The sequence below is a fragment of the Paraburkholderia sp. GAS333 genome, assembly GCF_050435665.1.
Classification (GTDB): Bacteria; Pseudomonadota; Gammaproteobacteria; order Burkholderiales; family Burkholderiaceae; genus Paraburkholderia; species Paraburkholderia fungorum_A.
Genome location: NZ_JBNDKS010000001.1, coordinates 1,876,564 through 1,900,807, shown reverse-complemented (window position 1 = coordinate 1,900,807; position 24,244 = coordinate 1,876,564). Strand labels below are relative to the sequence as shown.

Genomic DNA, 24,244 nt, shown 5'->3' with positions numbered 1-24,244 from the left:
ACGGCAAGCGGATCACGCCAATGAACGCACCGGCTTATCAGGGCATCAAGGACTTCATCCTCGCGCGCATTCATGCGGGCGAATGGGCTGAAGGCGACCAGGTGCCTTCCGAAAACGAGCTGGCGCGCGAGTTCAACGTCGCGCGCATGACGGTCAACCGCGCGTTGCGCGAGCTGACCTCGGAGCAGGTGCTGACGCGTGTGCAGGGTTCGGGCACTTTCGTGGCCCGTCCCAAGTACGAGTCGACGCTGGTGGCGATCCGCAGTATCTCCGATGAAATCGTCGCGCGTGGTCATCGTCATCAGGCGAAGGTGCTGCACATCGGTGCGAGTATCGCCGACGAAGCGCTCGCCGAAGAAATGCAGGTGAACGCGGGCAGTCCGGTGTTTCATTCGCGCGTGCTGCATGTCGAAAACGACGAGCCCGTGCAACTCGAAGAACGCTGGGTCAATCCGGCGGTCGCGCCCGACTACGCGCTGCAGGACTTCACGAACACCACGCCGAACCAGTACCTCGTGCGCGTGGCGCCGTTGCAGCGGGTCGAGTACCGGATCGAGGCACTGGCAGCGGACGCCGATACGCGCGAGCTGCTGACCATGGACGAACTCGAACCTTGCCTCGTGCTGCATCGGCGTACATGGTCGCAAAGCCAGGTGGCGTCGATTGCGAATCTATGGCACCCAGGCAGCCGTTATCGCTTCACCGGTCATTTCTGATTTCGCCGCTTTTACCGAAACTTCGTCGAACCTCTTTCGAACATCTTCAAGCATTCCGAGGGCCATCATGAACAATCCGAAACACATCGATCCGCGACTCGACCCGACCCGCACGATCCGCGCACCGCGCGGCGCGGAGAAGACCTGCAAGACCTGGATCGCGGAAGCCGCGTACCGGATGATCCAGAACAATCTGGACCCGGAAGTGGCCGAGCATCCGCATGCGCTGGTCGTGTACGGCGGGATTGGCCGTGCTGCGCGTAACTGGGATTGCTTCGATCAGATTCTCAAGTCGCTGAAGGACCTGAACGAAGACGAAACGCTGCTGATTCAATCGGGCAAGCCGGTGGGCGTGTTCCGCACGCATGCCGACGCGCCGCGCGTGCTGCTGGCGAACTCGAACCTGGTGCCGCATTGGGCGACGTGGGAGCATTTCCACGAACTCGACCGCAAGGGCCTGATGATGTACGGCCAGATGACGGCGGGTAGCTGGATCTACATCGGCAGCCAGGGGATCGTGCAGGGCACGTACGAGACGTTCTTCTCGGTCGCGAACCAGCATTTCAACGGCGACCCGAAGGACCGCTGGATTCTGACCGGCGGTCTCGGCGGCATGGGCGGCGCGCAGCCGCTCGCGGCGACGATGGCGGGCTTCTCGATGATCGCCGTCGAATGCGACGAGACGCGCATCGACTTCCGTCTGAAAACGCGTTACGTCGACAAGAAAGCGAAGACGCTCGACGAAGCGCTCGCGATGCTGGAAGAAGCGAAGCAGGCGGGCAAGCCGGTGTCGATCGGTTTGCTCGGCAATGCCGCCGACGTGTTCGCCGAGTGCGTGACGCGCGGCATCACGCCGGATTGCGTGACCGATCAGACCAGCGCGCACGATCCGATTCACGGTTATCTGCCGCAAGGCTGGACGGTGGAAGACTGGCGCGAACGTATGAAGACCGCGCCGGACAGCATCGTCAAACCGGCCAAGCAGTCGATGGCGAAACAGGTGCAGGCGATGTTGACGTTGCAGGAGCGCGGCGCGGCCACTCTCGACTACGGCAACAACATCCGTCAGATGGCGCTCGAAATGGGCGTGGAAAACGCATTCGATTTCCCGGGCTTCGTGCCCGCGTATATCCGCCCGCTGTTCTGCGAAGGCAAGGGGCCGTTCCGCTGGGTCGCGCTGTCCGGCGATCCCGAAGACATCTACAAGACCGATGCAAAGGTCAAGGAACTGATTCCCGACGATCCGCATCTGCACAACTGGCTCGACATGGCGCGCGAACGCATCGCGTTCCAGGGTCTGCCCGCGCGGATCTGCTGGGTCGGCGTGAAGGATCGCTATCGTCTGGGCCAGGCGTTCAACGAGATGGTGAAGAACGGCGAACTGAAAGCGCCGATCGTGATCGGCCGCGATCATCTGGACACGGGGTCGGTGGCGAGCCCGAATCGCGAAACCGAATCGATGAAGGACGGCTCGGACGCAGTCAGCGACTGGCCGTTGCTCAACGCACTGCTGAACACCGCAGGCGGCGCGTCGTGGGTGTCGCTGCATCATGGCGGCGGAGTCGGCATGGGCTTCAGCCAGCACTCGGGCGTCGTGATCGTCGCCGACGGCACCGATGCCGCGAAGGAACGCCTCGGCCGCGTGCTGTTCAACGACCCGGCCACCGGCGTGATGCGTCACGCGGATGCAGGCTATGAACTCGCGCAGGAAACCGCGCGTGAGGCAGGCCTGAATCTGCCGATGCTGGGCCGCTGATCGTGACGATGGTCGGCAGCATGGCAACTGTCACGCTGATTCGCGGCGCCGGCCTCGTGGCGGTGCCGTGGAAGAACGGCGGCGGCGTGACGCGCGAAGTGGCGGCGTTTCCCGAACAGGCCGGCATGGATGCGTTCGTGTGGCGCGTGAGTATCGCGGACGTCGCGCAGGCCGGGCCGTTCTCGCGTTTCGAGGGTGTCGACCGGACGCTGGTGTTGCTGGCGGGTTCGGGGATGGTGCTCGACGAAACGGTTGGCGCGCAGGTGTTGAAGTCGTATGCGCTGGTTGAGCCGCTCGATATCGCGAGGTTCGACGGCGAGGTGCATATCGACGCGAGACTGGTCGACGGTGCAACGCGCGACTTCAACCTGATGGTGCGGCGCGACGTGGCGCAGGGCGAACTCGACGTGTGGCGCGGTGATTCGGCGCGCACGTTTTCAGCCGATGTCGTGCTGCTGTATTGCGCGAGTGGCGAAGTCACGATTGCCGCCGGTGATGCGCAACCGCAAACGCTTGAAACGGGCGACACGTTGCGCATCGACGCACCCGACTCACTTTCCTGCGCACGCAAAGGCACCGGCGCTGTGCTCGCGATCACGCTCCGCTACACGCAACGATGACCACGATCCGCACGCGCGCCGACTGTTGCCAAGAGCATGAACACGAGCACGAAGGCGAACACAAAGCGCGCATGCGAAGCCACAAACAACAGACACGCAACCAGCTGCAACGAGCAACAGGCACGCGATGAAGCAAACCGTCTGGCATCACCTGAAACTTTGCCCGCAGGGCGACCCTCACCACACGCTCGCCGATGCCGCGATCGCAGTCGAAGACGGCCGTATCGCATGGCTCGGCGCAGCGTCCGACTTGCCCGCCCAATACGCCGCGTGGCCGCGCGAAGATCTGCACGGCGCGTGGGTGACGCCTGGCCTCGTCGATTGCCATACGCATCTGGTGTATGGCGGGCAGCGCGCGGACGAATTCGCGCAGCGCCTTGCGGGCGTCAGCTATGAAGAAATCGCGCGACAGGGCGGAGGAATCGTATCGACGGTGCGCGCCACGCGTGCCGCCGACGAAGCGTCGTTGTTCCGTCAATCGGCCGCGCGGCTCGAACCGTTGCTTGCCGAAGGCGTGACCGCCATCGAAATCAAATCCGGCTACGGCCTCGATCTCGCGAGCGAGCGCAAGATGCTGCGCGTCGCGCGGCAGTTGGGCGAGCGTTATCCGGTGACGGTCTATACGACTTTCCTCGGCGCGCACGCATTGCCGCCCGAATTTGCCGGTCGTGCCGACGCGTATATCGACGAAGTCTGCAACACGATGCTGCCCGCGCTCGCCGACGAAGGCCTGGTCGATGCCGTCGATGTGTTTTGCGAACGCATCGGTTTTTCGCTGGAGCAAAGCGAGCGCGTGTTCAACGCCGCCGAACGCTACAGGCTGCCCGTGAAGATGCACGCCGAGCAGTTGTCGAACGGCGGCGGTACGGCGTTGGCCGCGCGTCATCGCGCGCTGTCCGCCGATCACCTCGAATTTCTCGACGAAGCGGGCGTCGCCGCGATGAAAGAAGCGGGTACGGTCGCCGTATTGTTGCCGGGCGCGTATTACTTCATCCGCGAGACGCAGTTGCCGCCGCTGGAATTGCTGCGGCGTTACGAGGTGCCGATTGCAATTTCGACGGACAGCAATCCGGGCACATCGCCCGCGACGTCGCTGCTGCTGATGATGAACATGGCGACCACGTTGTTCCGCATGACCGTGCCCGAAGTGCTGCAAGGCGTGACCACGCACGCGGCACGCGCGCTGGGTAAAGCGGACACGCACGGCGCGTTGGAAGTGGGGCGCGCGGCCGACTTCGCGGTATGGTCGGTCGATTCGCTCGCCGAGCTGGCTTACTGGATCGGCCGTCCGTTGTGCGCGCGCGTCGTGCGCGCGGGCGAGACCGTGTTGAGCAGGACCTGAGAGATGACACAAATAAAACAATCGCTGTTCGCCGCGCACGCCTACCTGCCCGACGGCTGGCGTCGCAATGTATTGCTGGAATGGGACGCGGCTGGCACTTTAACGGGCGTCACGCCGGATGTAAAAGAAGCGCCTGCTGGCGTTGCCAAAGCAGCGGGTCCGATATTGCCAGGGATGCCGAATCTTCATTCGCATGCGTTCCAGCGCGCGATGGCCGGCCTCACCGAATATCGCGCCAACGCCACCGACAACTTCTGGAGCTGGCGCGACCTGATGTACCGCTTCGCCGCGCGCATCACACCGGAAGGGCTGGCGAGCATCGCGCAATGGCTTTACATCGAAATGCTGAAAGCGGGCTATACGTCCGTGTGCGAATTCCACTACGTGCATCACACGCCCGGTGGCAGCCGGTACGCGAATCACGCGGAACTCGCACAACGTGTCGTGGATGCAGCGTCTGCGAGCGGTATAGGCATGACGATGCTGCCGGTGCTGTATCAATACAGCGGCTTCGGTTCGCGCGCGCCGCGTGACGATCAGGCGCGCTTCATCAATACGCCTGAGGGTCTGCTCGATCTGCTCGGCACGTTGCGTACGGCACGGCCTGAAAACGCGTCACTGCGTTATGGCGTGGCGCCACATTCGTTGCGCGCGGTGTCGGCGGATTCGTTGCGTGTGCTGCTCGGCGGCATCGACGCGAAGGCGCCCGTGCATATCCACATTGCCGAGCAGACCGCCGAAGTCGAAGCGTGTATTGAAACCGAAGGCGCGCGTCCGGTGCAATGGCTGCTGGATCGTTTCGACGTGGACAGCCGCTGGTGCCTTGTGCACGCGACGCATGTCGACCCGCACGAAATGCAGGCGCTCGCGAAGAGCGGCGCGGTCGCGGGTTTGTGCCTGACCACCGAGGCGAATCTCGGCGACGGCATTTTTCCGGCGCAGGAATATCTCGACGCGCAAGGGAGAATCGGTGTCGGCTCGGATAGTCACATCGGCGTCGATTGGCGCGCGGAGTTGCGTCTGCTCGAATACGGTCAGCGTTTGACGCGGAGGCAGCGCAACGTGCTTGCATCGGCGCAGGCCACGCATGTAGCGGACCGTCTGTTCGACGCCGCGCTCGATGGCGGCGCGCACGCAACGGGTCGCGCGGTCGGCGCGTTGCAGGCAGGAAGCCGCGCCGACTGGCTCGTACTCGACGCGAATCATTCGAGCATTGCCGAGCATTCGAGCGATGCGTGGCTGTCGGGCGTCGTATTCTGCGAGCATGGCGAGACGCCGATTCGCGATGTGTATGCGGGCGGCGACAAGGTCGTCGACAATCGCAGGCATCGCGACGAAGAGGGCGCTTACGCACGCTATCGCATCGCGCTCGCAGAACTGCTCGACTGACGCGGCCGATAAAGACGGCGCAAAATGAAGCGCGCAAGACTTGTTGAATAGATCCTTCGATCCAACCGATTCCGGGCTGACATGACTGCTTCGACTACTCCGCCGGTTTTCTCGCTGCATCAGGGAAGCCTGCCTTTGCTGATTTCGATCCCGCACCTGGGCACACAAATCCCCGCCGATATCGCGGCCACAATGACGCCCGTCGCTCATCGCACTGACGATTGCGACTGGCATCTCGACCGTCTCTATGGGTTCGCGAAGCGGCTGGGCGCATCGATTCTCGCGCCGACTTACGCACGCTATGTGATCGATCTGAACCGTCCGCCCGACGGCGCGAATCTGTATCCGGGCCAGGACACCACGGGTCTGTTGCCCGTCGATACCTTCGACAAGGAAGCGCTGTATCTCGACGGACATCTCCCTGACGAAGCCGAGGTTGCGCGCCGTCGCGATGCTTACTGGACGCCGTATCACCATGCTTTGCAGGGCGAGCTTGCCGCGTTGAAGGCGAAGCACGGCAAGGTGCTGCTGTGGGAAGCGCACTCGATCCGCTCGCACGTGCCGCGCTTTTTCGAAGGACGTCTGCCGGATTTCAACTTCGGCACGTCGAATGGCGCGAGTGCGGTGGCGGGTCTCGGCGAAGAACTGGCTGCGATCGTCGGGCGCGACGGCGGCTATACGGCAGTCGCGAATGGACGCTTCAAGGGCGGCTACATCACGCGGCAATACGGGCAACCGGCGCAGGGCGTACATGCCGTGCAACTCGAGTTGTCGCAGATCACGTATATGGAAGAGCAGATGCCTTATGCGTATGACGAAAAACTCGCGGCGAAAGTCGAGCCTGTATTGCAGGCATTGGTGACGGCCGCGATGGAGCGCATCAACGCGGCTTGATCCATTGAATCGGCGAATACGTGGTCCGATTCATTTTTCTCTTAAGCAGAACGGCGTCACGCAATTCACAAATTGCGTGACGCCGTTTTCGCGTCGGCTAGCACCGCAAAGGTGTAACAGCATGTGTCCGGCATTGCATGCGACCGTTTTCGCGTGGAACGTATAGAGCGTCGAAGATATTTGCCCGCGCCGGGTCAACGCTTTTCGCCATAAAAAAAGCCCCGCTAATTGGCGGGGCTTTGCGATGTGCGGAGCGCCCGGAAGGACACCGCATCACCATTAGTGGCAGCGCTTTTCCCAGTGACCGTGGACCTTCACCTTGTGGCAAACCGGGTGGTGGTGGTGTTCGTCGGCTTGTGCGGGAGCGACCGCGCTCAGGGTGACGATGGCTGCGGCAATGGCGAGAGCAAATTTCTTCATTACAAAACCCTTAAGTCGATGTTGTGGAGCTTCCAATCCAGCACGTCTCGTGCCGGATCGGTCCGAAAGCATGCCACATCGAGCGCGTCGCGCGTAGGAACGTGGCGCGAATACTTGTGTCAATGCAACAGAGTGAGCGCTCCGCCACGTCGAAACGGCCTAATGGCGCGCAGTATCGTGTAATTCCGACAACCCGGACCGCGCGGGCAGGCGTCGATTGCATCGACATGTACGCCTGAAAACGCGTGTAAGCCGGGATTGCGCGACGTGCGGCGATGCGTTTAACCTTTCAAATCGATGACGCGCATGATGAGGTTTATCGAGCGTATCGTCATGACATCGGGCAAAAGATGGAAGACCCAGCGATGGAAGATTCCGACGAATTGCTGCTCCCGGTATGGCGGGCAAACCTGGTGCTGCTGACCCGCGAGGTCGGCGCCGCGACGCGTCTCGCGCGCATGATGACTTTCTCCGCGAGCTACCTCAAGTTGATGCTGGCCGGCCAGCGCGAATTCAGCGAGGAGTTCGTGCGCGGGATCGAAGCGGTCACGGGCTTGCCGAACGGCTGGATGAACGCGCCGCATACCGGGCAGGACATCCCTGCCAACGCGCGCGAAGCGATCGACAACGAGCAGCCGCTCGCGCGTTTTCGCGGCACCGCGCATCCGGTGCGAAAGAAGACGGTGTTGCGGCCGCCCGAGCCGATTTTCGGTCAGCCAGGGCCTGCCAAACGGGTCGAAGAAGAAGCGCTCGATGCGGAAACGCATCGACGTCAGGCGTATTTGCGCAAAGTTCGCGATCTGGCGATTCAGGACGTGCGGCGTTTCGAGCGGCATCTGAGTCACGCGCCGGTCGATTTCGCGACGATGCGCTCGAAGGTCGAGGAAGTGATCGCGTCCGCCGAGCTGGACGATCTGCTGCAGGCTGATCTCGCGGGACGTCTGGAACAGATCGAAAAGCATCGTCATTTGTTGCTGCGGCATGTGGAGAGTCTGCAGTCGCTGCTCGCGCAGCTTGGCGAAGCCGATGAGCGTGGCGGGTGACGTATCTGATGACGAAGAGCGTTGATATCGGGTTCGATTGCGGTTGCAACGGCGTAGGGAATTTGAATCACGCGCTCGGCGCGGGATTCGCCGCGAACCGGCGCGCCTCGAGCGCGCGGCGCAGCGCGCGCGGTTTATGACGCGGCGTGGCAGGTTCATCGGAGTGGTGACCGCCGCCTGGGCGCTCGCCGCGCTGTCGGCGCCGCCCGCCGCATTCGCCGCCGACAACACCGCAGCAGCAACTTCTTCCGACGACCTCGCGCCCTCCACGATGGAGCGCGACGTCCACCTCTTCACGATCCAGAAAGACGGCTCGATCGAGGAGCATGACGACACCATTCTGCGCGCCAACACCGCGAGCGGCATCGACGATATCGCGCAGCGCTATGTGTGGTTCAACAAGGACATCGAGCAGGTGCAACTGCTGCGCGCGGAAACGATCGACCCGAACGGCGTCGCGCATCCGGTCGGGCCCGAGGCGATTCGCGACGTGCAGGAGCCGCGTTCGGCCGGTGCGCCGAGTTTTGAAGACGGCGTGCTGCGCACAGTGATTTTCCCGGGTGTGGAGCCGGGCTCGCGTGTGCATCTCGCGTTTCGCAAGACACGCAGCAAGCCGTTGCAGGCGGGCACGTTTGCGTACCTCGTCGAGCCGACACGCGACCCGGTTGAGTTGCAACGCCTGATCTTCGATCTGCCCGCCGATGTCCCGCTCTATGCCGACGCGCGTGGCTATGTCGCGGTGCCCCCGGTCACATCCAATGGACGTACCCGTTACGAGTTCGACTACCGCCACGGCCCCTACGCGCCGCTCGAAGCGGGCGCGGTCGGCTACGCGAACTGGGGCGACCGGCTGATGGTGTCGACGGTGCCGGACTTTGCGAGTTTCGCCGCGCGGTATCGCGAGCCCGCTATCGATCCGACCAAGACCGATCCCGCGATTGTCCAGCTTGCACAGACGCTGACAGCGAATGCCGCCGATCCGCGAGAGAAGGCGAGATTGCTGTACGACTGGATGCGTCTGAATATCCGCTACGTCGCGCTGTTTCTCGGCGAGACGGCGGCGATTCCGCACCGGGCGGCCGATATCCTGCGCAACCGTTATGGCGATTGTAAGGACCACGTCGCGCTGTACGGCGCGTTGCTCGCGGCGGCCGGCATCCGCAGCGAGGCGGTGCTGCTCAACCTCGGCCCGTACTACAGCCTGCCCGACGTGCCGGGTTATGGGGCGAGCGCGATCAATCACGCAATCGTATGGATTCCAGAGCTTTCGTTATTCGCCGATACGACCGCGGGCGGAACCGCGTTCGGTTATTTGCCGGTGGCGGTGATGGACCGTCCGGTGCTGCTGGTGGACGACGGTGTGCTGTCTCGTACGCCCGCCACGCAATCTCGCGAACGCAGTGCGCGCGTGCAGATCGACGTCGATGAAAGCGGCACGGCGGGTTACGCGTATCGCGTGGAAGATGCGGGTTTTACCGCCGAAATTGAGCGCAATACGTTTCGACGTTCGACGCATCAGCGAGTCCAGCAGATTGCGGCGAACCGTCTATTGCAGACGGGTTTGCACGGCACCGCGCAATTGCGCACGGACGACGTAAGCGCAACGAGCGGTCCGTTCGCGACGTCGATGCAGGGAAGCGTCGCGCATTTCGTGTGGCAGGACGGCACGACGGCGGTGCCCGCGTTGACGAGTTTCTCTGGCGGGATGGCGTCGCAGGTGCAGGGCTGGCTGGCGGAGCCTGCGCGAACGCAGCCGTGGGCCTGCATCGGCGGAGAGTTCGACGAGACGCTGGAAATGACGCTGCCGCGCTTTGTCCGCGTGACGGATTTGCCGTCGGATACGACGGTGCAGGACCGCTTTCTGACGTTCTCGTCGCGCTATGTGTTCGATCCCGCGACGCGGATGTTGCAGGTCGACCGGCATCTGAACGCGACGTTCGGCCATCAGATGTGCTCGCCCGATGAGTTCGCGGGGATGAAGGACGACCTTGTGCGGATCGAGCGGGATCTGGATGGGGAGGTGGTGGTGAAGGCGGTTGATTCGACATCGAAATAGAGCGGCCTTAAAAAGACTCTGGTCACGCACACCCGCCGCAACCAGAGCCTCCATCAACCGCAATCTAAACCTTCGCTCAGGTCCCGCTCTTCGTCACGATCGGCACCCACGCACCGTTCTTCACCTGATACAGCGTCGATGCGCCGCTCTTCAGCGCGCCGGTGTTGTCGAACGAAATCTTGCCGGTCACGCCGTCGTAATCGATCGATTTCAACACCGGCCGGTACACCGCCGGCGAACTCGATTTGGCCTGCTCCATCGCCTTGATCGCGACCCACGCGCCGTCATAACCGAACGGCGCGTACGACAGGATATCCACGCCGAAACGCTTCTTGAACTTCGACGAAAAATCCTTGCCGCCGGGCAGTTGCGCGAGCGGGCGGCCATATTCCCAGGCCATCGCGCCTTCTGCCGCGTCGCCCGCGAGCTTGATGAAGTCCGGGTCCATCACGCCGCCGCCGCCGACCAGTTGCGCATTGAGTCCGAGCTGCTTCATCCGTCGTGCGAAGCCCGCAGCCTGATTGTCCAGTCCGCCGAAGAACACCAGGTCCGCATTGGCGCCCTTGATCTTGGTGATTTGCGTGCTGAAATCGACCGCGTGGTTGTCGGTGTATTCGTGCGCGACGATGGTGCCGCCGTGCGCTTTCACCGCTTTCTCGAACTCGTCGGCTTCGCCCTGGCCGAACGCGGTCCGGTCGTCGATGATCGCGATGCGCTTGGCCTTGGTGACGTCCACCGCATAAGCGCCCGCGTTGCCCGCGTTCTGCGCATCCGTGGAAATCACCATGAAGGTGTTAGCGAAGCCGCGTCCGGTAATGATCGGATTGGTCGCGGCCGGGTCGATCACCGGAATGCCGGACTGTTCGTACACTTGCGACGCGGGAATCGTCGTGCCCGAATTGAAGTGGCCGACCACCACGGCCACGCCCGAATCGACCAGCTTCTGCGCAGCCTGCACGCCGACGCGCGGGTCGGCCTGATCGTCCTGGGAGACGATTTCGAACACCGCGACCTTGTCGCCGATCTTGATCTTCTGCGCGTTGGCTTCTTCGATTGCGAGGCGCACGCCGTTTTCCAGATCTTTGCCGTAGCCGGCGTTCGCGCCTGTCAGCGGCGCGGCGAAACCGATCTTCACGGGCAGGTCGTCGGCGAAACTGGCCAGCGGCGCAACGGCGAAGAGGGCGCCAACGAACAGGGCAAGTGGTTTGAGCGTGTTGCGAAGACTCATGGTCTCTCCTTCCATCGACAGTTTCAGGGTGTGAAAGCGGCAAGGCGGTAACGCCGGGTCGAAGCGCGAATCGGCACGCGGTTGGCGGGCCGTCACGCACATCGGCAGACTACGGATGACCGGTCGCGATTAACAATGCTGGAATACGCGCGCTCGGGCCGGGTGATTGAGTGGCGTCGGCGGGCATTCATGCGCGGGTCAATCTGGCGCGAATATAGAAAGCCAATTTGCGGTCGTCTTGGCAGTTCGAGGCGTTTTGAATGAGCATTTCGGCATAGCCCGCGCGGCGCGTGGGCGGGCAGGCAGCGAGCGCCGCGTGGAGAGTGCGGATTGCGGCATATGCTTAAGAGCGAAGGCGAAGGCGAAGGCGAAGGCGAAGGCGAAGGCGAAGGCGAAGGCGAAGGCGAAGGCGAAGGCGAAGGCGGGGCGTTGCGGCCGTTGCCGGGCTGGCGCGCGTGGGCAACCTGCGGTGGCCTGCGGACCGCGGGCGGGATAAATGACGTTACGCCGCCGTCGATGGCGCGGGGCGACAACGGCGGCAATGCTTCTGGGGATCGCCGGAGCTATGCCGGTCTCAGGCCTAACTCCGCCTTCAACGCACCCGCGACTAACAACCCGCGCAAGTGCGCCTCAAAAAGAAACTACTGCTTCTATCGGCCAGCCCCGAAGCGCCGGCCATTGCTGCTCAATGCTCGCCTTGCTGGCGCAACAACTCTTCCCGCAGACGCAGCAGCGGCGCTTTGGTTTCGTCGTCGGCCCATGTGTCGAGGTCGTCGATTGCGCGCTGGCAGCCGTCGAGCACCAAGTCGAGATCGACCGGCACGTTGTTGTTCAGCGCGAATTCGATGGTCTCCGCGAACTGCTGGCACTCGTCCTCGCCGTACGAGATGTCGAGGTTGTCGGCGATCACTTCGGCGATATTGCTGCGCGCCTTGTCGTCAGCCGTCACCATGTCGACGATGCCGCGCGCCACCGCCGGCGAGTAATACAGCGCGATGTCGAGCCATTGCGCCGGGTCGAAATCGGCCTGATCGAACTGGTTCTCGAAATATTCGATCGCTTCCTGTTCGTGCGCTTCGTCGGCGTCGACGCTCATGCACAACTGCTCAAAAAACTCTTCCCGCTCACTGCGGATATAACCGTCCATCGATGCCTCGTCTGCTGAATTCTGCGTAAATGCCTGATGCCTGAAAAAATGCGATGTGGAGAGGCAGGCGCCTGATCCACGTGGCACGCGGCACGCATTATAGGATGCCCGGCTGACAGCGGCGGTTTGCGGCGGCCCCGGCCGGACCAGCGCGATGCTCGCGGATTGCCCGCCCACCAGGTAACAGTGCCTTCCTCGCCGGGGGGATTTTCCGCGCCGCATCGCTCGTTAGACTTCTGTTGACCGTTCGGGTCGAGTCAACAGGAGAATTGAAATGAAGGCAGTTTGGGTGCGGTTGTGCGTCAGCGTGGCAGGATTAGTGGCGCTCGGCGCGGGGTTGGGCGTAACCCAGGCTCAGGCGGCAGGATTGACGCGGGCGCAGGTGCTCGCCGAGCTGGCCGACTATCAAAGCGTCGGCTACCAGTTCAGCGACGTGGACTACCCGCAAAATGCCATTGAGGCGACTCGCAAAGTCGTGGCGTTGCGCGCGGAACGCGCGGCGGCTGCGGCAGCGAGCACTGCGAAAGTCGCAGCCCGCGACGCCGGGTGGCCGAAGCGCGACTGATCTTTAACGACTGCCGCCGACCATCGGTCACCCGCAAGGCTAGGCCGTCTCCGCAACCCACGCATCGAACCACTCGTGCGGCTGCGCGATCTCGCTCTGCGCGGCCACCAGTTCGAGTTCGTACCGTCCGGCCTGCCAGGTTGTCTTGACCACGGCATTCACCGCCGCCACCGTATGCTCGAACGCCGCGCGAATCGAATCGCCGAGCAGCGTGCGCGCGACAAACACCGCACTGGTCAGATCGCCGACACCGACCGGCTGCCGCGCGAACGGATAAAGCGGACGCTGCGCCATCCACGCTTCGCGCTCGGTGACGACCAGCATGTTGAACCGGTCGGCGGGACTGTTGCGATCCAGCAGATGCTTGACCAGCACGAGCTTTGGCCCTCGTGCGATCACTTCGCGGCAGGCGGTCACCGCTTCTTCCAGCGTCTCGATCTCGCGGCCCACGAGGCGTTGCAATTCGGTATGGTTCGGCGCCATCGCGTCGGCGACTTCGGGCATCGTGCGGACCAGAAATTCCTGAATGCCGGGTTCGACCTTGCAGCCGCTGGCCGCGCCCATCACCGGATCGCAGAAATACCACGCGCGCGGATTGGCCGCCTTCACCGCCTTGACGATCTCCACTACCGACTGCGCCTGCTCGGGCGTGCCCAGATAGCCGGACAGCACCGCGTCGCAGCGCGGCAACATGCCGATCGCGCCGATGCCCTCGACCAGTTCCTCCATCTGCGACGAGTCGATTGCGCTGCCGGTCCAATGGCCGTATTGCGTGTGATTCGAAAACTGCACGGTGTTGAGCGGCCAGACGTTGACGCCGAGCCGGCGCATGGGAAACACGGCCGCGCTATTGCCGGCGTGTCCGAAGACAACGTGAGACTGGATGCTCAGAACGCTTTTTGTCATGGTGTCGCTCGCGCAAACGGGGATGCGCGAATAGAGAGAACGGTAGGGTGCGCCGAGTCGACGAGCCGGGAACGACCGGCCGCCCCAAACGGCAGAGCTGCTTCAGATGATGGTGCAGGAAACGTCTACACGCTGCATCGTCAGGAAACAATACAGGAGTTTCGCGCGCGCGAGTCGATCCGTCCCCTGTGTTGTTGCGTCGAACCATCATACGGAAGGGGGGGCGGGCGGCCTGCTGAAGCTGCCGGGCGGCAAACGGCGGAGGTATCCGACGCGAGGGACAGCCGCATGAGAGCGGTATTTGAACCGTGTCTGATCCATGCGTGAGCCGTATACATGCGGCTTGAAATGCCGTCGGACAGGCGGCTCAAACCACCGCCACGCGCGCCTACGTCAGCTCGCGATACAACGCAAGATAACGCTCCGCCGACGCGCCCCAGCCGAAATCCTGCTGCATCGCGCGCCGTTGAGTCGCTTTCCACTCGGTGCGCCGGTCGTAGAGCGCGAAGGCCCGGCGGATCGCGGCGGCGAGTCCGTGCGGCTCGAATCGTTCGAAGACGAAGCCGGTGGCGAGATCGTCGGCGAGATTTTCTAGCGACGCGTCCACCACGGTGTCAGCGAGACCGCCAACGCAATGCACCAGCGGCAGCGATCCATAAGCGAGCGCGTACAACTGCGTGAGCCCGCATGGCTCGAAACGCGACGGCACGGCGATCACGTCGCTGCCCGCGACGATCGTATGCGCGAGCGTTTCATCGAAACCGAGTTCGACCGCCACCGACTCGGGATGCGACTGCGCGACGCGTTTCAAACCGTTCTCGAGCGCTGGATCGCCGGTGCCGAACACCACCAGTTGACCGCCGCGTTTGACGATTTCGGGCACGCCCCCAAGCAGCAGATCGAGGCCTTTCTGTTCGGTCAGACGGCTCACCACGCCGAACAGCAGCGCGTCGCTTTTCTGCGCGAGGCCGAAGCGCTTTTGCAACGCTTCCTTGCAGGCCGCTTTGCCGGCGAGACGGGTGGCGCTGTAGTGAGTGTCGAGCAGCGCGTCGGTGGAGGGATTCCAGACGGCATAGTCGACACCGTTCAGGATCCCGCTCAGATCGTGCGAACGATGCCGCAGCAGTCCGTCGAGCCCGCCGCCCTGCGAGAGCGTCTGGATTTCGCGCGCGTAGGTCGGGCTGACGGTCGTGATGCGGTCGCTATAGAAAAGGCCAGCTTTGAGAAACGACAGTTGTCCGTAGAACTCGACGCCGGCGATGTTGAAGAAGTCGTCCGGCAGCGCGAGTTGGCCGAACTGGTGCGCGGGAAACACGCCCTGATAGGCGAGGTTGTGCACGGTGAAGACACTGCGCGCGACCGGCCGGCCGTGCTGGCGCTCGGCCGCTTTCAGATAGGCGGGCGCGAGCCCTGCGTGCCAGTCGTGCGCGTGGACGATCTGCGCGGACCACGCCGGGTCCAGTTGCTGCGCAAGTTGTGCGGCGACCCAGCCGAGCAGTGCAAAACGCTGGGCGTTGTCGCCATAGGGCACGTGTTCGTTGTTCAGATACGGATTGCCCGGCCGGTTATACAGCGACTCGGCGCGGATCACGTAGACGATCAGCCCGTTCGCCCCCAGCGTGCCGCGCTCGAGCGTGACCCCCGGTGTGTCGAAGCGGCGCCCTAGCTGCGCGACCGGATGCAGGTCGGTCAGACCGGCCAGTACGGCTGGGAAGCCGGGCAGCAGCACCCGCACATCGGCGCCGCGCTCGATCAGCGCGGGCGGCAGTGCGCCCGCGACATCGGCGAGACCGCCCGTTTTGAGAAGGGGATACAGCTCGCTTGCGACGTGCAGGGCGCGAATCGTCATAGGCCAGTCTCACTCCGGGTTAGTCGATGTTGCTGGTTCAGGTGCGAGGGGTCCGGTAAGGTTCGTCGATTTCGACGGTCTGATGCAGCAGCGCGGTGACAGAGCCTCAGCACCATGCGTTCGGACACGTGAGGATCGCGCTGGCAGGCGGCGCCACCCCGCACGGGCGGGCAGTGCACCTCGCCCGCCCAACCCCCGCCACCTTACTTCGATTTCGGCCGCAGCGCCTCGGGCGTGACCAGCACGACACCGTCGTCCGTGCGATAAAACCGCTCGGCGTCCGCGACCGGATCCTCGCCGATCACCGTACCGTCCGGTATCGCACAGCCGCGGTCGATCACCACCTTCTGCAACCGGCAACTCGCGCCGACCGTGACCTGCGGCAACAAGACTGCCTCATTGATATTACAGAACGAACTCACCTTGACGTTCGACGACAACACCGAGCGCGAAATCTGCGACCCCGAGATCACACACCCGCCGCAGACGATCAGGTTGTTGCCCGAGCCCTGCAAACCTTTCATATCGCGGACGAACTTGGCGGGCGGCAACTGTTCCACGTAAGTCCAGATCGGCCAGTTGCGGTCGTACAGATCGAGCGTGGGTATCGTCGACGCGAGGTCGAGATTGGCCGCCCAGTAAGCGTCGATCGTGCCGACATCGCGCCAGTACGGCTCCACGCTCGGGTCCGACGATACGCACGACATGCTGAACGGATGCGCGATCGCCGTGCCCTGGGTGACGACGCGCGGCAGGATGTCCTTGCCGAAATCGTGATCGGTATCGATCGACGAAATGTTCTCTTCGAGCAGCGAGTACAGATAGTCGGCGTTGAACACATAGATGCCCATGCTGGCCAGCGCGATGTCCGGGCGGCCTGGCATCGCGGGCGGGTCGGCGGGCTTTTCGACGAAACCGGTGACGCGGCGGTTTTCGTCCACCGCCATCACGCCGAATGCGACCGCGTCCATGCGCGGCACCTCGATGCATCCCACCGTGCAATCCGCGCCGCTCTCCGCGTGGTCGGCGATCATCCGCGTGTAGTCCATCTTGTAGATGTGGTCGCCTGCCAGCACCACCACGTATTTCGGCCGGATCGAGCGGATGATGTCGAGGTTCTGGAACACCGCGTCGGCGGTGCCGCGATACCAGTGAGCGCCTTCCACGCGCTGCTGCGCCGGCCACAGGTCGATGAATTCGCCGAATTCGCCGCGCAGGAAACTCCAGCCGCGCTGCATATGGCGCAAAAGCGAGTGCGCCTTGTACTGCGTGACCACGGCGATGCGCCGGATGCCGGAGTTCAGACAGTTGGACAACGCGAAGTCGATGATCCGGTATTTGCCGCCGAAATGTACCGCGGGCTTCACGCGCTTGTTGGTGAGCGGGCCGAGCCGTGTGCCTCTGCCGCCTGCGAGGACGATGGCGAGGGTTGAGCGTTGCACATCGTTCAGCCGTGACGGAGTGTCCATGTCTGTCTCCATGATTAGTATGCCCCGGATGATCTGGTTGTCAGTTGCTGGTCTCGTTGATCGCCGGCTTCTTCGCTGCTGATTCGCGATGCTGATTCGTTCTTCCAGGCGGTTCGTCTTCGCGAGCCCGTCAGGTAGTTCTAGCACCGAATGGTCCACAGCCAAAAGCCTGAATTTCGCGGATGCACGCCGAGGTGCCCCACCTGCGCACAATCGGCTGTTGCAGCGCGCGTATCCGTGCGGCACGACACATAGAGGGCAAGGTGGGCTGTCGCAATATGCGTGCCAAAGCGGAACGGCGCGGTTGTGGCCGATACGGACAGGCGGCGGGAGGTCGGAGAGGCCGCGGCTGACAGCGAGAATGACGCGGTTCAGGTCGATCGCGCAGGTCGCCGCAGCGTTAAGCCTGCGCGATTGGCGGCACGGTCGGGCGGTGCGTCGTAGAATCGTGCGCTTCTATCGTGGCCGCCCGGTTGGCTGGTCCACGCGATTTCCCGCCTGTTCTTCGCAGTTTCTTTTTTGCAAAAAATCTCGATGAATTTTCGCCGTCATGCCCTGCTTGCCCTGTTGAGTGTCTGCGTGTGCGCGGTTGCGCCCGCCGTGTCTTCTGCTTCGGCCGCCACGCCGGCAAGCGTCGCAGCGGCTGCCGCGTTGAGCCAGGCGAGTCCGGTCGCGGCCAGCGCCGCGTCGGTGAGCGCTGCCGCGGATAACAGCGGTCCCGCTTATGGCCCGGAATTGCAGGGCTTTACCTATCCCGCGCCGGTCGGGCGTTTCGATTTCACGTCGCAAGGCGTCGCGCTGCAAATGGCCTACATGGACGTCAAGCCGGCGCATCCGAACGGCCGCACGGCGGTGCTGCTGCACGGCAAGAACTTCTGCGCGGCGACCTGGGACGCAACGATCCAGAAACTCAGCGATGCCGGATATCGCGTGATCGCGCCGGATCAGATCGGCTTCTGCAAGTCGAGCAAGCCCGAGCACTACCAGTACAGTTTTCAACAATTGGCACGCAATACCCATGCGCTGCTCGAATCGCTCGGCGTGACGGACGCGACGATGATCGGCCATTCGACCGGCGGTATGCTGGCGATCCGCTACGCGCTGATGTATCCGCGTGAGACGCAGCAACTGGTGCTGGTCAATCCGATCGGTCTGGAGGACTGGAAGGCGAAGGGCGTGCCGTCGTTGTCGGTCGATCAATGGTACGAGCGCGAACTGAAGACGACCGCCGACGGCATCCGCCGCTATGAGCAGTCAACTTATTACGCCGGTCAGTGGCGCGCCGACTATGAGCCGTGGGTGCAGATGCTCGCGGGCATGTATCGCGGACCGGGCAAGGACATCGTCGCGTGGAATTCCGCGCTGCTGTACGACATGATTTACACGCAGCCTGTTGTTTACGAGCTTGGTCAACTGAGCATGCCGACACTGCTGCTGATCGGCCAGAAGGACACCACGGCGATCGGCAAGGATGCCGCACCGCCCGAGGTGCGCGCGAAGATCGGCCATTACCCGGAGCTGGGCAAAGCGGCGGCGAAAGCGATTCCGCATGCGACGCTGGTCGAATTCGCCGCCGACGGCCACGCGCCGCAGATGCAGGACCCGCAGGCGTTTCATAAGGCGCTGCTGGATGGGCTGGCGGCGGTGCCGACGAATCGGTGAAAGGAAGAGAGGGTGAGAGGCTTTCGGAGTCTTTACGATACTCCGAGGCCTCCCAACAGCGGGTGACGGACCCATCGCGTCACGGCCAGAGGCGGTGCGATGGTGCTTGGGCGGTGAATCCCGATGTTCTGAACCTGGTGGTGCGGCCCTCGCACGGTCGCTAACGGTACAGCGCGGGCGCCGATGTTTTTTGCTTTACGTCGCCGGATACGAATAGCCCGCGCCTAGCTGTTTGCGTGCCCTGTCGCCAGCGCCTGCGCTTGCCTCGGCCTGAGCATCCTCTCGACAAGCCGGGCCGCGCCCTGACGGTTCAACAGTCTCGGCAGACAGGAAAGCAGCCGGTTCGCCTTCCCGACAACCCGATGGCTTCTGTTGCGGTCCACCGCAAAAAAAGCATCGTCGATCACGCTTGCCACCGGCATCGGCGTGCCGACGGCGGCTTCCTGCGCGCCGACGACGTCGAAGAAACCGGTTTGCGTCGCGCCCGGACACACGGCGACCACCCGAACTCCCCGATGCCGGTTCTCGGCCCAGACGGCTTCGGAGAATGACAGAAGAAACGCCTTCGTGGCGCCGTAGACGGCCATGTACGGATCGGGCTGAAACGCCGCCGTCGACGCCACGTTGATGACGACGCCAGCAGATTTCGCCAGCATGCCCGGCAGCACGAGATGCGCCAGTTCGACCGCGGCCATGCAGTTCACCAGCACTTCATCGCGCTGACGCGACAGCGGAATGGACTCGAAGCGTCCATACGCCGCAAAGCCCGCATTGTTGACCAGAACATCGACGACTCTTTCCGCTGCCTTCAGGTGAGCGGCGATTGCGTGTACCGCTTCGGACGTGCTCAAGTCGGCAGTCAGGTAATCCGCGTCGCACGCGTAGTCGCGCCGTAGTTCCTCGGCGAGATCGCGCAGCTTGTCGTGCGAGCGCGCTACCAGCAGCAGTCGGGCTCCCCGTTTAGCCAGGGCGAAGGCAAACGCACGTCCGATACCGGACGATGCACCGGTGACAAGAGCGGTCTTGCCGCGAAAATCGAAGGGGGTGGTCATGTCGTGCAGGGGGAAGTGAAAGACGGAGAGGACTGTAAACCGTTGACTGTAGGCAACGGTCAAGTCCTAATGTCGATTCACAACTCTGGATGGAGGCAGCATGCGCATTGGCGAGCTATGCAGACAGGCGGGCGTTTCCCGCGATACGGTTCGCTATTACGAGAGAATGGGTCTGCTGGATAAGGCCACGCAACCCAACGTATCGAATACCTACAAGTGTTATTCCGCGCTCGCGTTGCAACGGATTCGTCTGATCGTCCACGCGAAGGCGCTAGGTTTCACGCTCGCGGAAATTCGCGACGTCATCGATGTGTGGGACGGTCCGGGTTTTGGAGCGGAGCAAAAAGTGGCCTGTTTGCAGGCAAAGCTCAAGGAACTCGACGAAAAGAGTCATGCATTGAGCGCGTTGCGAGCAGGGCTGCTGAACGCACTGGAGAAGGTTGGCGGCGAGTGTGTCGAGGTTGAAGCGGTTTCGTGAGCGCGAGGGAGCGCGCGCGGCGCCCGTCATGACACGGCGAACGTCGAAGCTCAACGTTCGCCCCTAGTTGGCAAGTCACGACACGGGGGCGAAACGCCGGCTTTTTCTGTTAAACGGTTGCTGCCAGCGACGATCGCTCAAGCGGTTCGCCTAACGAAATTCGAACGGCAACGAGGCTTGAGTTCCAATCGTCGTGACGACATCAAATCACTTCGCGGCAGCCAACTCTTCCCGCACCTGCGCCCCAATCTCGAACGAGCGCAACCGTGCCTTGTGATCGTAAATCTGCGCGGTCAGCATCAACTCGTTCGCGCCGGTCTGATCGATGATCGACTTCAGTGCATCGCGCACCGTGTCGCGGTCTCCCAACGCGGTGCACGCGAGCGAATGCGCAACGTTATTCAACTCCATCTCCGACGCTTCGAGCCGCTCCACCGGCGGCTGCAATTGCCCCGGCGTGCCCCGTCGCAAATTGATGAACTGCTGTTGCAGCGACGTGAACAGATGCTGCGCTTCGTCGTTGGAATCGGCGGCGAACAGATTCACGCCGACCATCGCATACGGCTTGTCGAGCGTCGCGGACGGCCTGAATTGCGAGCGATAAACCTGCAACGCGGTCAGCATGTAATCGGGTGCGAAGTGCGATGCGAACGCGAACGGCAGACCGAGCGCCGCCGCGAGTTGCGCGCTGAACAGCGACGAACCCAGCAGCCACAGCGGCACCTGCAAACCCGCACCCGGCACTGCGCGAATCCGCTGACCCGGCACCGGATCGGCGAAATAGCGCTGCAATTCGACGACGTCGTCGGGGAACGACTCCGCGCTGTTTTGCAGATCGCGCCGCAACGCGCGCGCGGTGCTCTGATCGGTGCCCGGCGCGCGGCCGAGGCCGAGGTCGATCCGGCCGGGATAGAGCGACGCGAGCGTTCCGAACTGCTCGGCGATCACGAGCGGCGCGTGGTTCGGCAGCATCACGCCGCCCGAGCCGACGCGAATGGTCTTCGTGCCGCCGGCCACATAACCGATCACCACCGAGGTCGCCGCGCTCGCGATACCTGTCATGTTGTGATGTTCGGCGAGCCAGAAGCGGCGGTAGTTCCAGCTTTCGGCGTGCTGCGCGAGGTCGAGCGAATTCCTGAATGCGTCGGTGGGCGTCGCGCCCGCGTTGACCGGCGCCAGATCGAGGACTGAGAAGGGGATCATTGTCTGTTCACTTGCTGTTTCGGGCGCTTTCACGCGATGGCGCATTGTGGCAAAGGTTTCGCTTTTCTGCTGACGGTGCGCGGATGTCCACGTTTGCGGAAGGGGGTTTGTGGGCGCCCCCACATTTTCTGGCCACCATTTCGTATGAAGGACACTGCTTTTCGTGGCGCGGAAATTGCACGTCGACCTTTATCCAGCCGGATCGCTCACGCGCGTCGATCAACTGCTCGACTGCGGGAATTACCGCGAAACGTCTTCTGGCGATCGTACGCAGATCCGCAATCGCGTGTACGGTTAAAGCATTGGTGCTTGCTGGTGCGCATGGGTACTCAGGGTTGCTGTTTCACGTCCGCTCGATTCTCGCGGCACAGGCCGCGAGTTTTTCAAGAGCTGCCCGGATGACGTGTCGTTAAAGCATATGGACTGTCTGGAAGAACCTCGAAGGAGTCTGCTATCTCATGACTTTCGTTAAAGAGTTTCGTAACCGATCATTCGAAGATGTACGTGCGTCGTTGCTGGAGCGCGAGGAAATCGCGCTGCTCGACGTGCGGGAAGAGGAGCCGCACGCAGGCGGTCATCCGTTGTTTGCCGCGAATCTGCCGTTATCGCGGCTCGAACTGGACGCACCCGTGCGTTTGCCGCGTCTCGCGGTGCCGATCGTTCTGTTCGATGCAGGCGAAAATTACGCGCAACGCGCCGCCGAACGCCTGACCGAACTGGGCTATACCGATGTCGCGTTGCTCGAAGGCGGCCTGCAAGGCTGGCGCACGGCCGGCGGCGAACTGTTCCGCGACGTCAACGTGCCGGGCAAGGCGTTCGGCGAACTCGTGCAGCAGGTGCGTCATACGCCGACGTTGAGCGCGCAGCAGGTGCAGGATCTGATCGACAGCGAGGCCAACGTCGTCGTGTTCGACGCGCGCCGCTTCGACGAATATCAGACCATGAATATTCCCGGTAGCATCAGCGTGGCGGGCGCGGAATTGCTGCTGGGCGCGCGGCAACTCGCGCCGGACCCGGCCACGCGGATCATCGTCAATTGCGCGGGGCGTACGCGCAGCATTATCGGCGCGCAGTCGCTGATCAATGCGGGTGTGCCGAATGCGGTCGCGGCGCTGCGCAACGGCACGATCGGCTGGACGTTGTCGGGTCAGCCGCTCGCGCACGGCAGTTCACGCCGCTTCGACCCGACGGCCACTGGCGACGCCGTGCGTCTCGCCGCCGCCGAATCCGCGCGTGCGCTCGCGGATCGCGCGCGGGTAGGCCGCACGTCACGCGACGAAGCTCGCCGCTGGGCCGGAGAAGCGGTGCGCACCGTGTATCGCTTCGACGTGCGGTCGCCGGAAGAATACGAAGCGGGGCACGTGCCCGGCTTTCGTAGCGCACCGGGCGGCCAGCTGGTGCAGGAGGCCGACGTGTTCGCGCCGGTGCGCGGCGCGCGCGTGATTCTCGCGGACAACGACGGCGTGCGCGCGAACATGACAGCGTCGTGGCTCGCGCAGATGAACATCGAGGCGTACGTCGTGGACGGCCTGATGCCCGCCGACTTCGCCGAGAAAGGCCCGGCGCCCGCAGCGCGATTTGCGCCCGCCGCACCCGCCGCCGACGAAATCACGGGAGCCGATCTCGTCACGTTGCTGCAATCGCGCGGCACAGTGGTGCTCGATTTCACGTCGAGCGAGAATTATGTGAAGCGTCATATTCCCGGCGCGTGGTTCGTAATCCGCTCGCAACTCGGCGATGTGCTGCGCCAGTTGCCCGATGCGCAACGCTATGTGCTGACATGCGGCAGCAGTCTGCTCGCGCGCTTTGCCGCGCCGGAAGTTGCTGCGTTGACCGGATGCCCCGTACAGGTGCTCACGGGCGGTACTGCGGCGTGGATCGACGCGGGTCTGCCGGTCGAAAGCGGGGAGACGCGCATGGCGTCGCCGCGTATCGACCGGTATCGCCGTCCTTACGAGGGCACCGATCACCCGCTCGACGCGATGAACGCGTATCTGGAGTGGGAGCAGGGGCTGGTCGCGCAACTGGAGCGGGACGGCACGCATCGTTTCCGGGTGATCTGATCCGCTTATCGCGAGGCGCCGTTTTGCGTGGGCCGCTGATGGAAATCATCTGCCGATTCGGTGTAAACGCGCTCTCGTCTAAAGCCGCCGATCCGTTTAGATTATCGCCATCAGGAAGGCTTATCGAGGGACCAGGACGGCCAGCCAAGCAGCGGTTTGCCATTCCGTCGATGGCGCGAGGTGAGTCGCCAAGGTGGCTCACCGCTTCGCCGGAACCGGACCGCTGCGTGTCGTCCCCGTTGCTTCGAGCCAGGCGGCTTGCGCAAGCTCTCACCGAATCTGCAGGCCGCTTTCATTTCCGGTTGACCGTATCGACCGATCCGGCGACGCTTTGCACAGCGTCGCCTTTTTGCTTGTGGCGACGGTTTTTTTCAGCGCTCGAAAAG

General features: G+C 63.2%; 20 protein-coding genes. 12 read left to right on the top strand and 8 right to left on the bottom strand.

Annotated features, from left to right (window positions below; all coding sequences use genetic code 11):
- The first annotated feature begins 20 nt into the window (after positions 1–20).
- The 6 genes from hutC to hutG all read left to right on the top strand — a co-directional run bounded on the left by hutC (position 21) and on the right by hutG (position 6,717).
- Entirely contained in the window at positions 21–716 is a 696-nt protein-coding gene (hutC, locus tag ABH945_RS08445) for a histidine utilization repressor (protein WP_074763681.1), read from the top strand.
- A 67-nt stretch (positions 717–783) separates the two neighbouring features.
- Complete coding sequence (hutU, locus tag ABH945_RS08440) at positions 784–2,472, top strand: urocanate hydratase (protein ID WP_429250258.1); 1,689 nt, start codon at positions 784–786, stop codon at positions 2,470–2,472.
- Between the two features lie 20 nt (positions 2,473–2,492).
- The gene (locus tag ABH945_RS08435) at positions 2,493–3,092 is read left to right on the top strand and encodes a HutD/Ves family protein (RefSeq protein ID WP_429250257.1); all 600 of its coding nucleotides are present in this window, start codon (positions 2,493–2,495) and stop codon (positions 3,090–3,092) included.
- Positions 3,093–3,219: 127 nt separating this feature from the next.
- Entirely contained in the window at positions 3,220–4,434 is a 1,215-nt protein-coding gene (gene hutI / locus ABH945_RS08430; RefSeq protein WP_429250256.1) for an imidazolonepropionase, read from the top strand.
- Positions 4,435–4,437: 3 nt separating this feature from the next.
- Complete coding sequence (locus tag ABH945_RS08425; RefSeq protein WP_429250255.1) at positions 4,438–5,823, top strand: formimidoylglutamate deiminase; 1,386 nt, start codon at positions 4,438–4,440, stop codon at positions 5,821–5,823.
- A gap of 81 nt (positions 5,824–5,904) precedes the next feature.
- Complete coding sequence (gene hutG / locus ABH945_RS08420) at positions 5,905–6,717, top strand: N-formylglutamate deformylase (protein WP_074763685.1); 813 nt, start codon at positions 5,905–5,907, stop codon at positions 6,715–6,717.
- Between the two features lie 279 nt (positions 6,718–6,996).
- Here the strand turns inward: hutG and ABH945_RS08415 are convergent, their stop codons facing one another.
- Positions 6,997–7,137 carry a hypothetical protein gene (locus tag ABH945_RS08415; protein WP_171910205.1) on the bottom strand — a complete coding sequence of 47 codons (141 nt, stop codon included), beginning with the start codon at positions 7,135–7,137 and terminating at the stop codon, positions 6,997–6,999.
- A 365-nt stretch (positions 7,138–7,502) separates the two neighbouring features.
- On the opposite strand from ABH945_RS08415, the gene ABH945_RS08410 reads away from it, so the two are divergent.
- Positions 7,503–8,180, top strand: a complete 678-nt coding sequence (locus tag ABH945_RS08410; protein WP_074763686.1) for a hypothetical protein — start codon at positions 7,503–7,505, stop codon at positions 8,178–8,180.
- Between the two features lie 136 nt (positions 8,181–8,316).
- On the top strand, positions 8,317–10,236 hold the full coding sequence (locus ABH945_RS08405) for a DUF3857 domain-containing transglutaminase family protein (RefSeq protein WP_429250254.1): 1,920 nt from the start codon (positions 8,317–8,319) through the stop codon (positions 10,234–10,236).
- Between the two features lie 76 nt (positions 10,237–10,312).
- Here the strand turns inward: ABH945_RS08405 and ABH945_RS08400 are convergent, their stop codons facing one another.
- Both ABH945_RS08400 and ABH945_RS08395 read right to left on the bottom strand, forming a co-directional pair.
- On the bottom strand, positions 10,313–11,464 hold the full coding sequence (locus tag ABH945_RS08400) for a branched-chain amino acid ABC transporter substrate-binding protein (RefSeq protein ID WP_074763688.1): 1,152 nt from the start codon (positions 11,462–11,464) through the stop codon (positions 10,313–10,315).
- Between the two features lie 685 nt (positions 11,465–12,149).
- Positions 12,150–12,611 carry a hypothetical protein gene (locus ABH945_RS08395; RefSeq protein ID WP_429250253.1) on the bottom strand — a complete coding sequence of 154 codons (462 nt, stop codon included), beginning with the start codon at positions 12,609–12,611 and terminating at the stop codon, positions 12,150–12,152.
- Positions 12,612–12,885: 274 nt separating this feature from the next.
- Between ABH945_RS08395 and ABH945_RS08390 the strand changes: the two genes are divergently transcribed.
- On the top strand, positions 12,886–13,176 hold the full coding sequence (locus tag ABH945_RS08390; RefSeq protein ID WP_429250252.1) for a DUF4148 domain-containing protein: 291 nt from the start codon (positions 12,886–12,888) through the stop codon (positions 13,174–13,176).
- Positions 13,177–13,215: 39 nt separating this feature from the next.
- Here the strand turns inward: ABH945_RS08390 and pdxY are convergent, their stop codons facing one another.
- The 3 genes from pdxY to glgC all read right to left on the bottom strand — a co-directional run bounded on the left by pdxY (position 13,216) and on the right by glgC (position 17,400).
- A complete protein-coding gene (gene pdxY, locus ABH945_RS08385) occupies positions 13,216–14,082 on the bottom strand; it encodes a pyridoxal kinase PdxY (protein ID WP_074763691.1) in 867 nt (288 codons plus the stop codon).
- A gap of 388 nt (positions 14,083–14,470) precedes the next feature.
- A complete protein-coding gene (gene glgA, locus ABH945_RS08380; protein ID WP_429250251.1) occupies positions 14,471–15,931 on the bottom strand; it encodes a glycogen synthase GlgA in 1,461 nt (486 codons plus the stop codon).
- A gap of 203 nt (positions 15,932–16,134) precedes the next feature.
- Entirely contained in the window at positions 16,135–17,400 is a 1,266-nt protein-coding gene (gene glgC / locus ABH945_RS08375) for a glucose-1-phosphate adenylyltransferase (RefSeq protein ID WP_429250250.1), read from the bottom strand.
- Between the two features lie 528 nt (positions 17,401–17,928).
- Between glgC and ABH945_RS08370 the strand changes: the two genes are divergently transcribed.
- Positions 17,929–19,062, top strand: a complete 1,134-nt coding sequence (locus ABH945_RS08370) for an alpha/beta fold hydrolase (protein WP_429250385.1) — start codon at positions 17,929–17,931, stop codon at positions 19,060–19,062.
- A gap of 224 nt (positions 19,063–19,286) precedes the next feature.
- On the opposite strand, the gene ABH945_RS08365 is transcribed toward ABH945_RS08370, so the two are convergent.
- Entirely contained in the window at positions 19,287–20,114 is an 828-nt protein-coding gene (locus ABH945_RS08365; RefSeq protein WP_429250249.1) for an SDR family NAD(P)-dependent oxidoreductase, read from the bottom strand.
- 100 nt (positions 20,115–20,214) lie between these two features.
- Between ABH945_RS08365 and ABH945_RS08360 the strand changes: the two genes are divergently transcribed.
- Entirely contained in the window at positions 20,215–20,592 is a 378-nt protein-coding gene (locus ABH945_RS08360; protein ID WP_429250248.1) for a heavy metal-responsive transcriptional regulator, read from the top strand.
- Positions 20,593–20,799: 207 nt separating this feature from the next.
- Here ABH945_RS08360 and ABH945_RS08355 read toward each other — a convergent pair whose 3' ends face one another.
- Entirely contained in the window at positions 20,800–21,795 is a 996-nt protein-coding gene (locus ABH945_RS08355; protein ID WP_074766349.1) for an LLM class flavin-dependent oxidoreductase, read from the bottom strand.
- A 458-nt stretch (positions 21,796–22,253) separates the two neighbouring features.
- On the opposite strand from ABH945_RS08355, the gene ABH945_RS08350 reads away from it, so the two are divergent.
- Entirely contained in the window at positions 22,254–23,858 is a 1,605-nt protein-coding gene (locus ABH945_RS08350; RefSeq protein ID WP_429250247.1) for a rhodanese-related sulfurtransferase, read from the top strand.
- The last annotated feature ends 386 nt before the right edge of the window (positions 23,859–24,244 follow it).

Excerpts from the sequence above, each read along its gene's own strand:
- hutC (WP_074763681.1), top strand. The coding sequence starts at position 21 with ATGAACGCACCGGCTTATCAGGGCATCAAGGACTTCATCCTCGCGCGC.
- hutU (WP_429250258.1), top strand. The coding sequence starts at position 784 with ATGAACAATCCGAAACACATCGATCCGCGACTCGACCCGACCCGCACG.
- ABH945_RS08435 (WP_429250257.1), top strand. The coding sequence starts at position 2,493 with ATGGCAACTGTCACGCTGATTCGCGGCGCCGGCCTCGTGGCGGTGCCG.
- hutI (WP_429250256.1), top strand. The coding sequence starts at position 3,220 with ATGAAGCAAACCGTCTGGCATCACCTGAAACTTTGCCCGCAGGGCGAC.
- ABH945_RS08425 (WP_429250255.1), top strand. The coding sequence starts at position 4,438 with ATGACACAAATAAAACAATCGCTGTTCGCCGCGCACGCCTACCTGCCC.
- hutG (WP_074763685.1), top strand. The coding sequence starts at position 5,905 with ATGACTGCTTCGACTACTCCGCCGGTTTTCTCGCTGCATCAGGGAAGC.
- ABH945_RS08415 (WP_171910205.1), bottom strand. The coding sequence starts at position 7,137 with ATGAAGAAATTTGCTCTCGCCATTGCCGCAGCCATCGTCACCCTGAGC.
- ABH945_RS08410 (WP_074763686.1), top strand. The coding sequence starts at position 7,503 with ATGGAAGATTCCGACGAATTGCTGCTCCCGGTATGGCGGGCAAACCTG.
- ABH945_RS08405 (WP_429250254.1), top strand. The coding sequence starts at position 8,317 with ATGACGCGGCGTGGCAGGTTCATCGGAGTGGTGACCGCCGCCTGGGCG.
- ABH945_RS08400 (WP_074763688.1), bottom strand. The coding sequence starts at position 11,464 with ATGAGTCTTCGCAACACGCTCAAACCACTTGCCCTGTTCGTTGGCGCC.
- ABH945_RS08395 (WP_429250253.1), bottom strand. The coding sequence starts at position 12,611 with ATGGACGGTTATATCCGCAGTGAGCGGGAAGAGTTTTTTGAGCAGTTG.
- ABH945_RS08390 (WP_429250252.1), top strand. The coding sequence starts at position 12,886 with ATGAAGGCAGTTTGGGTGCGGTTGTGCGTCAGCGTGGCAGGATTAGTG.
- pdxY (WP_074763691.1), bottom strand. The coding sequence starts at position 14,082 with ATGACAAAAAGCGTTCTGAGCATCCAGTCTCACGTTGTCTTCGGACAC.
- glgA (WP_429250251.1), bottom strand. The coding sequence starts at position 15,931 with ATGACGATTCGCGCCCTGCACGTCGCAAGCGAGCTGTATCCCCTTCTC.
- glgC (WP_429250250.1), bottom strand. The coding sequence starts at position 17,400 with ATGGACACTCCGTCACGGCTGAACGATGTGCAACGCTCAACCCTCGCC.
- ABH945_RS08365 (WP_429250249.1), bottom strand. The coding sequence starts at position 20,114 with ATGACCACCCCCTTCGATTTTCGCGGCAAGACCGCTCTTGTCACCGGT.
- ABH945_RS08360 (WP_429250248.1), top strand. The coding sequence starts at position 20,215 with ATGCGCATTGGCGAGCTATGCAGACAGGCGGGCGTTTCCCGCGATACG.
- ABH945_RS08355 (WP_074766349.1), bottom strand. The coding sequence starts at position 21,795 with ATGATCCCCTTCTCAGTCCTCGATCTGGCGCCGGTCAACGCGGGCGCG.
- ABH945_RS08350 (WP_429250247.1), top strand. The coding sequence starts at position 22,254 with ATGACTTTCGTTAAAGAGTTTCGTAACCGATCATTCGAAGATGTACGT.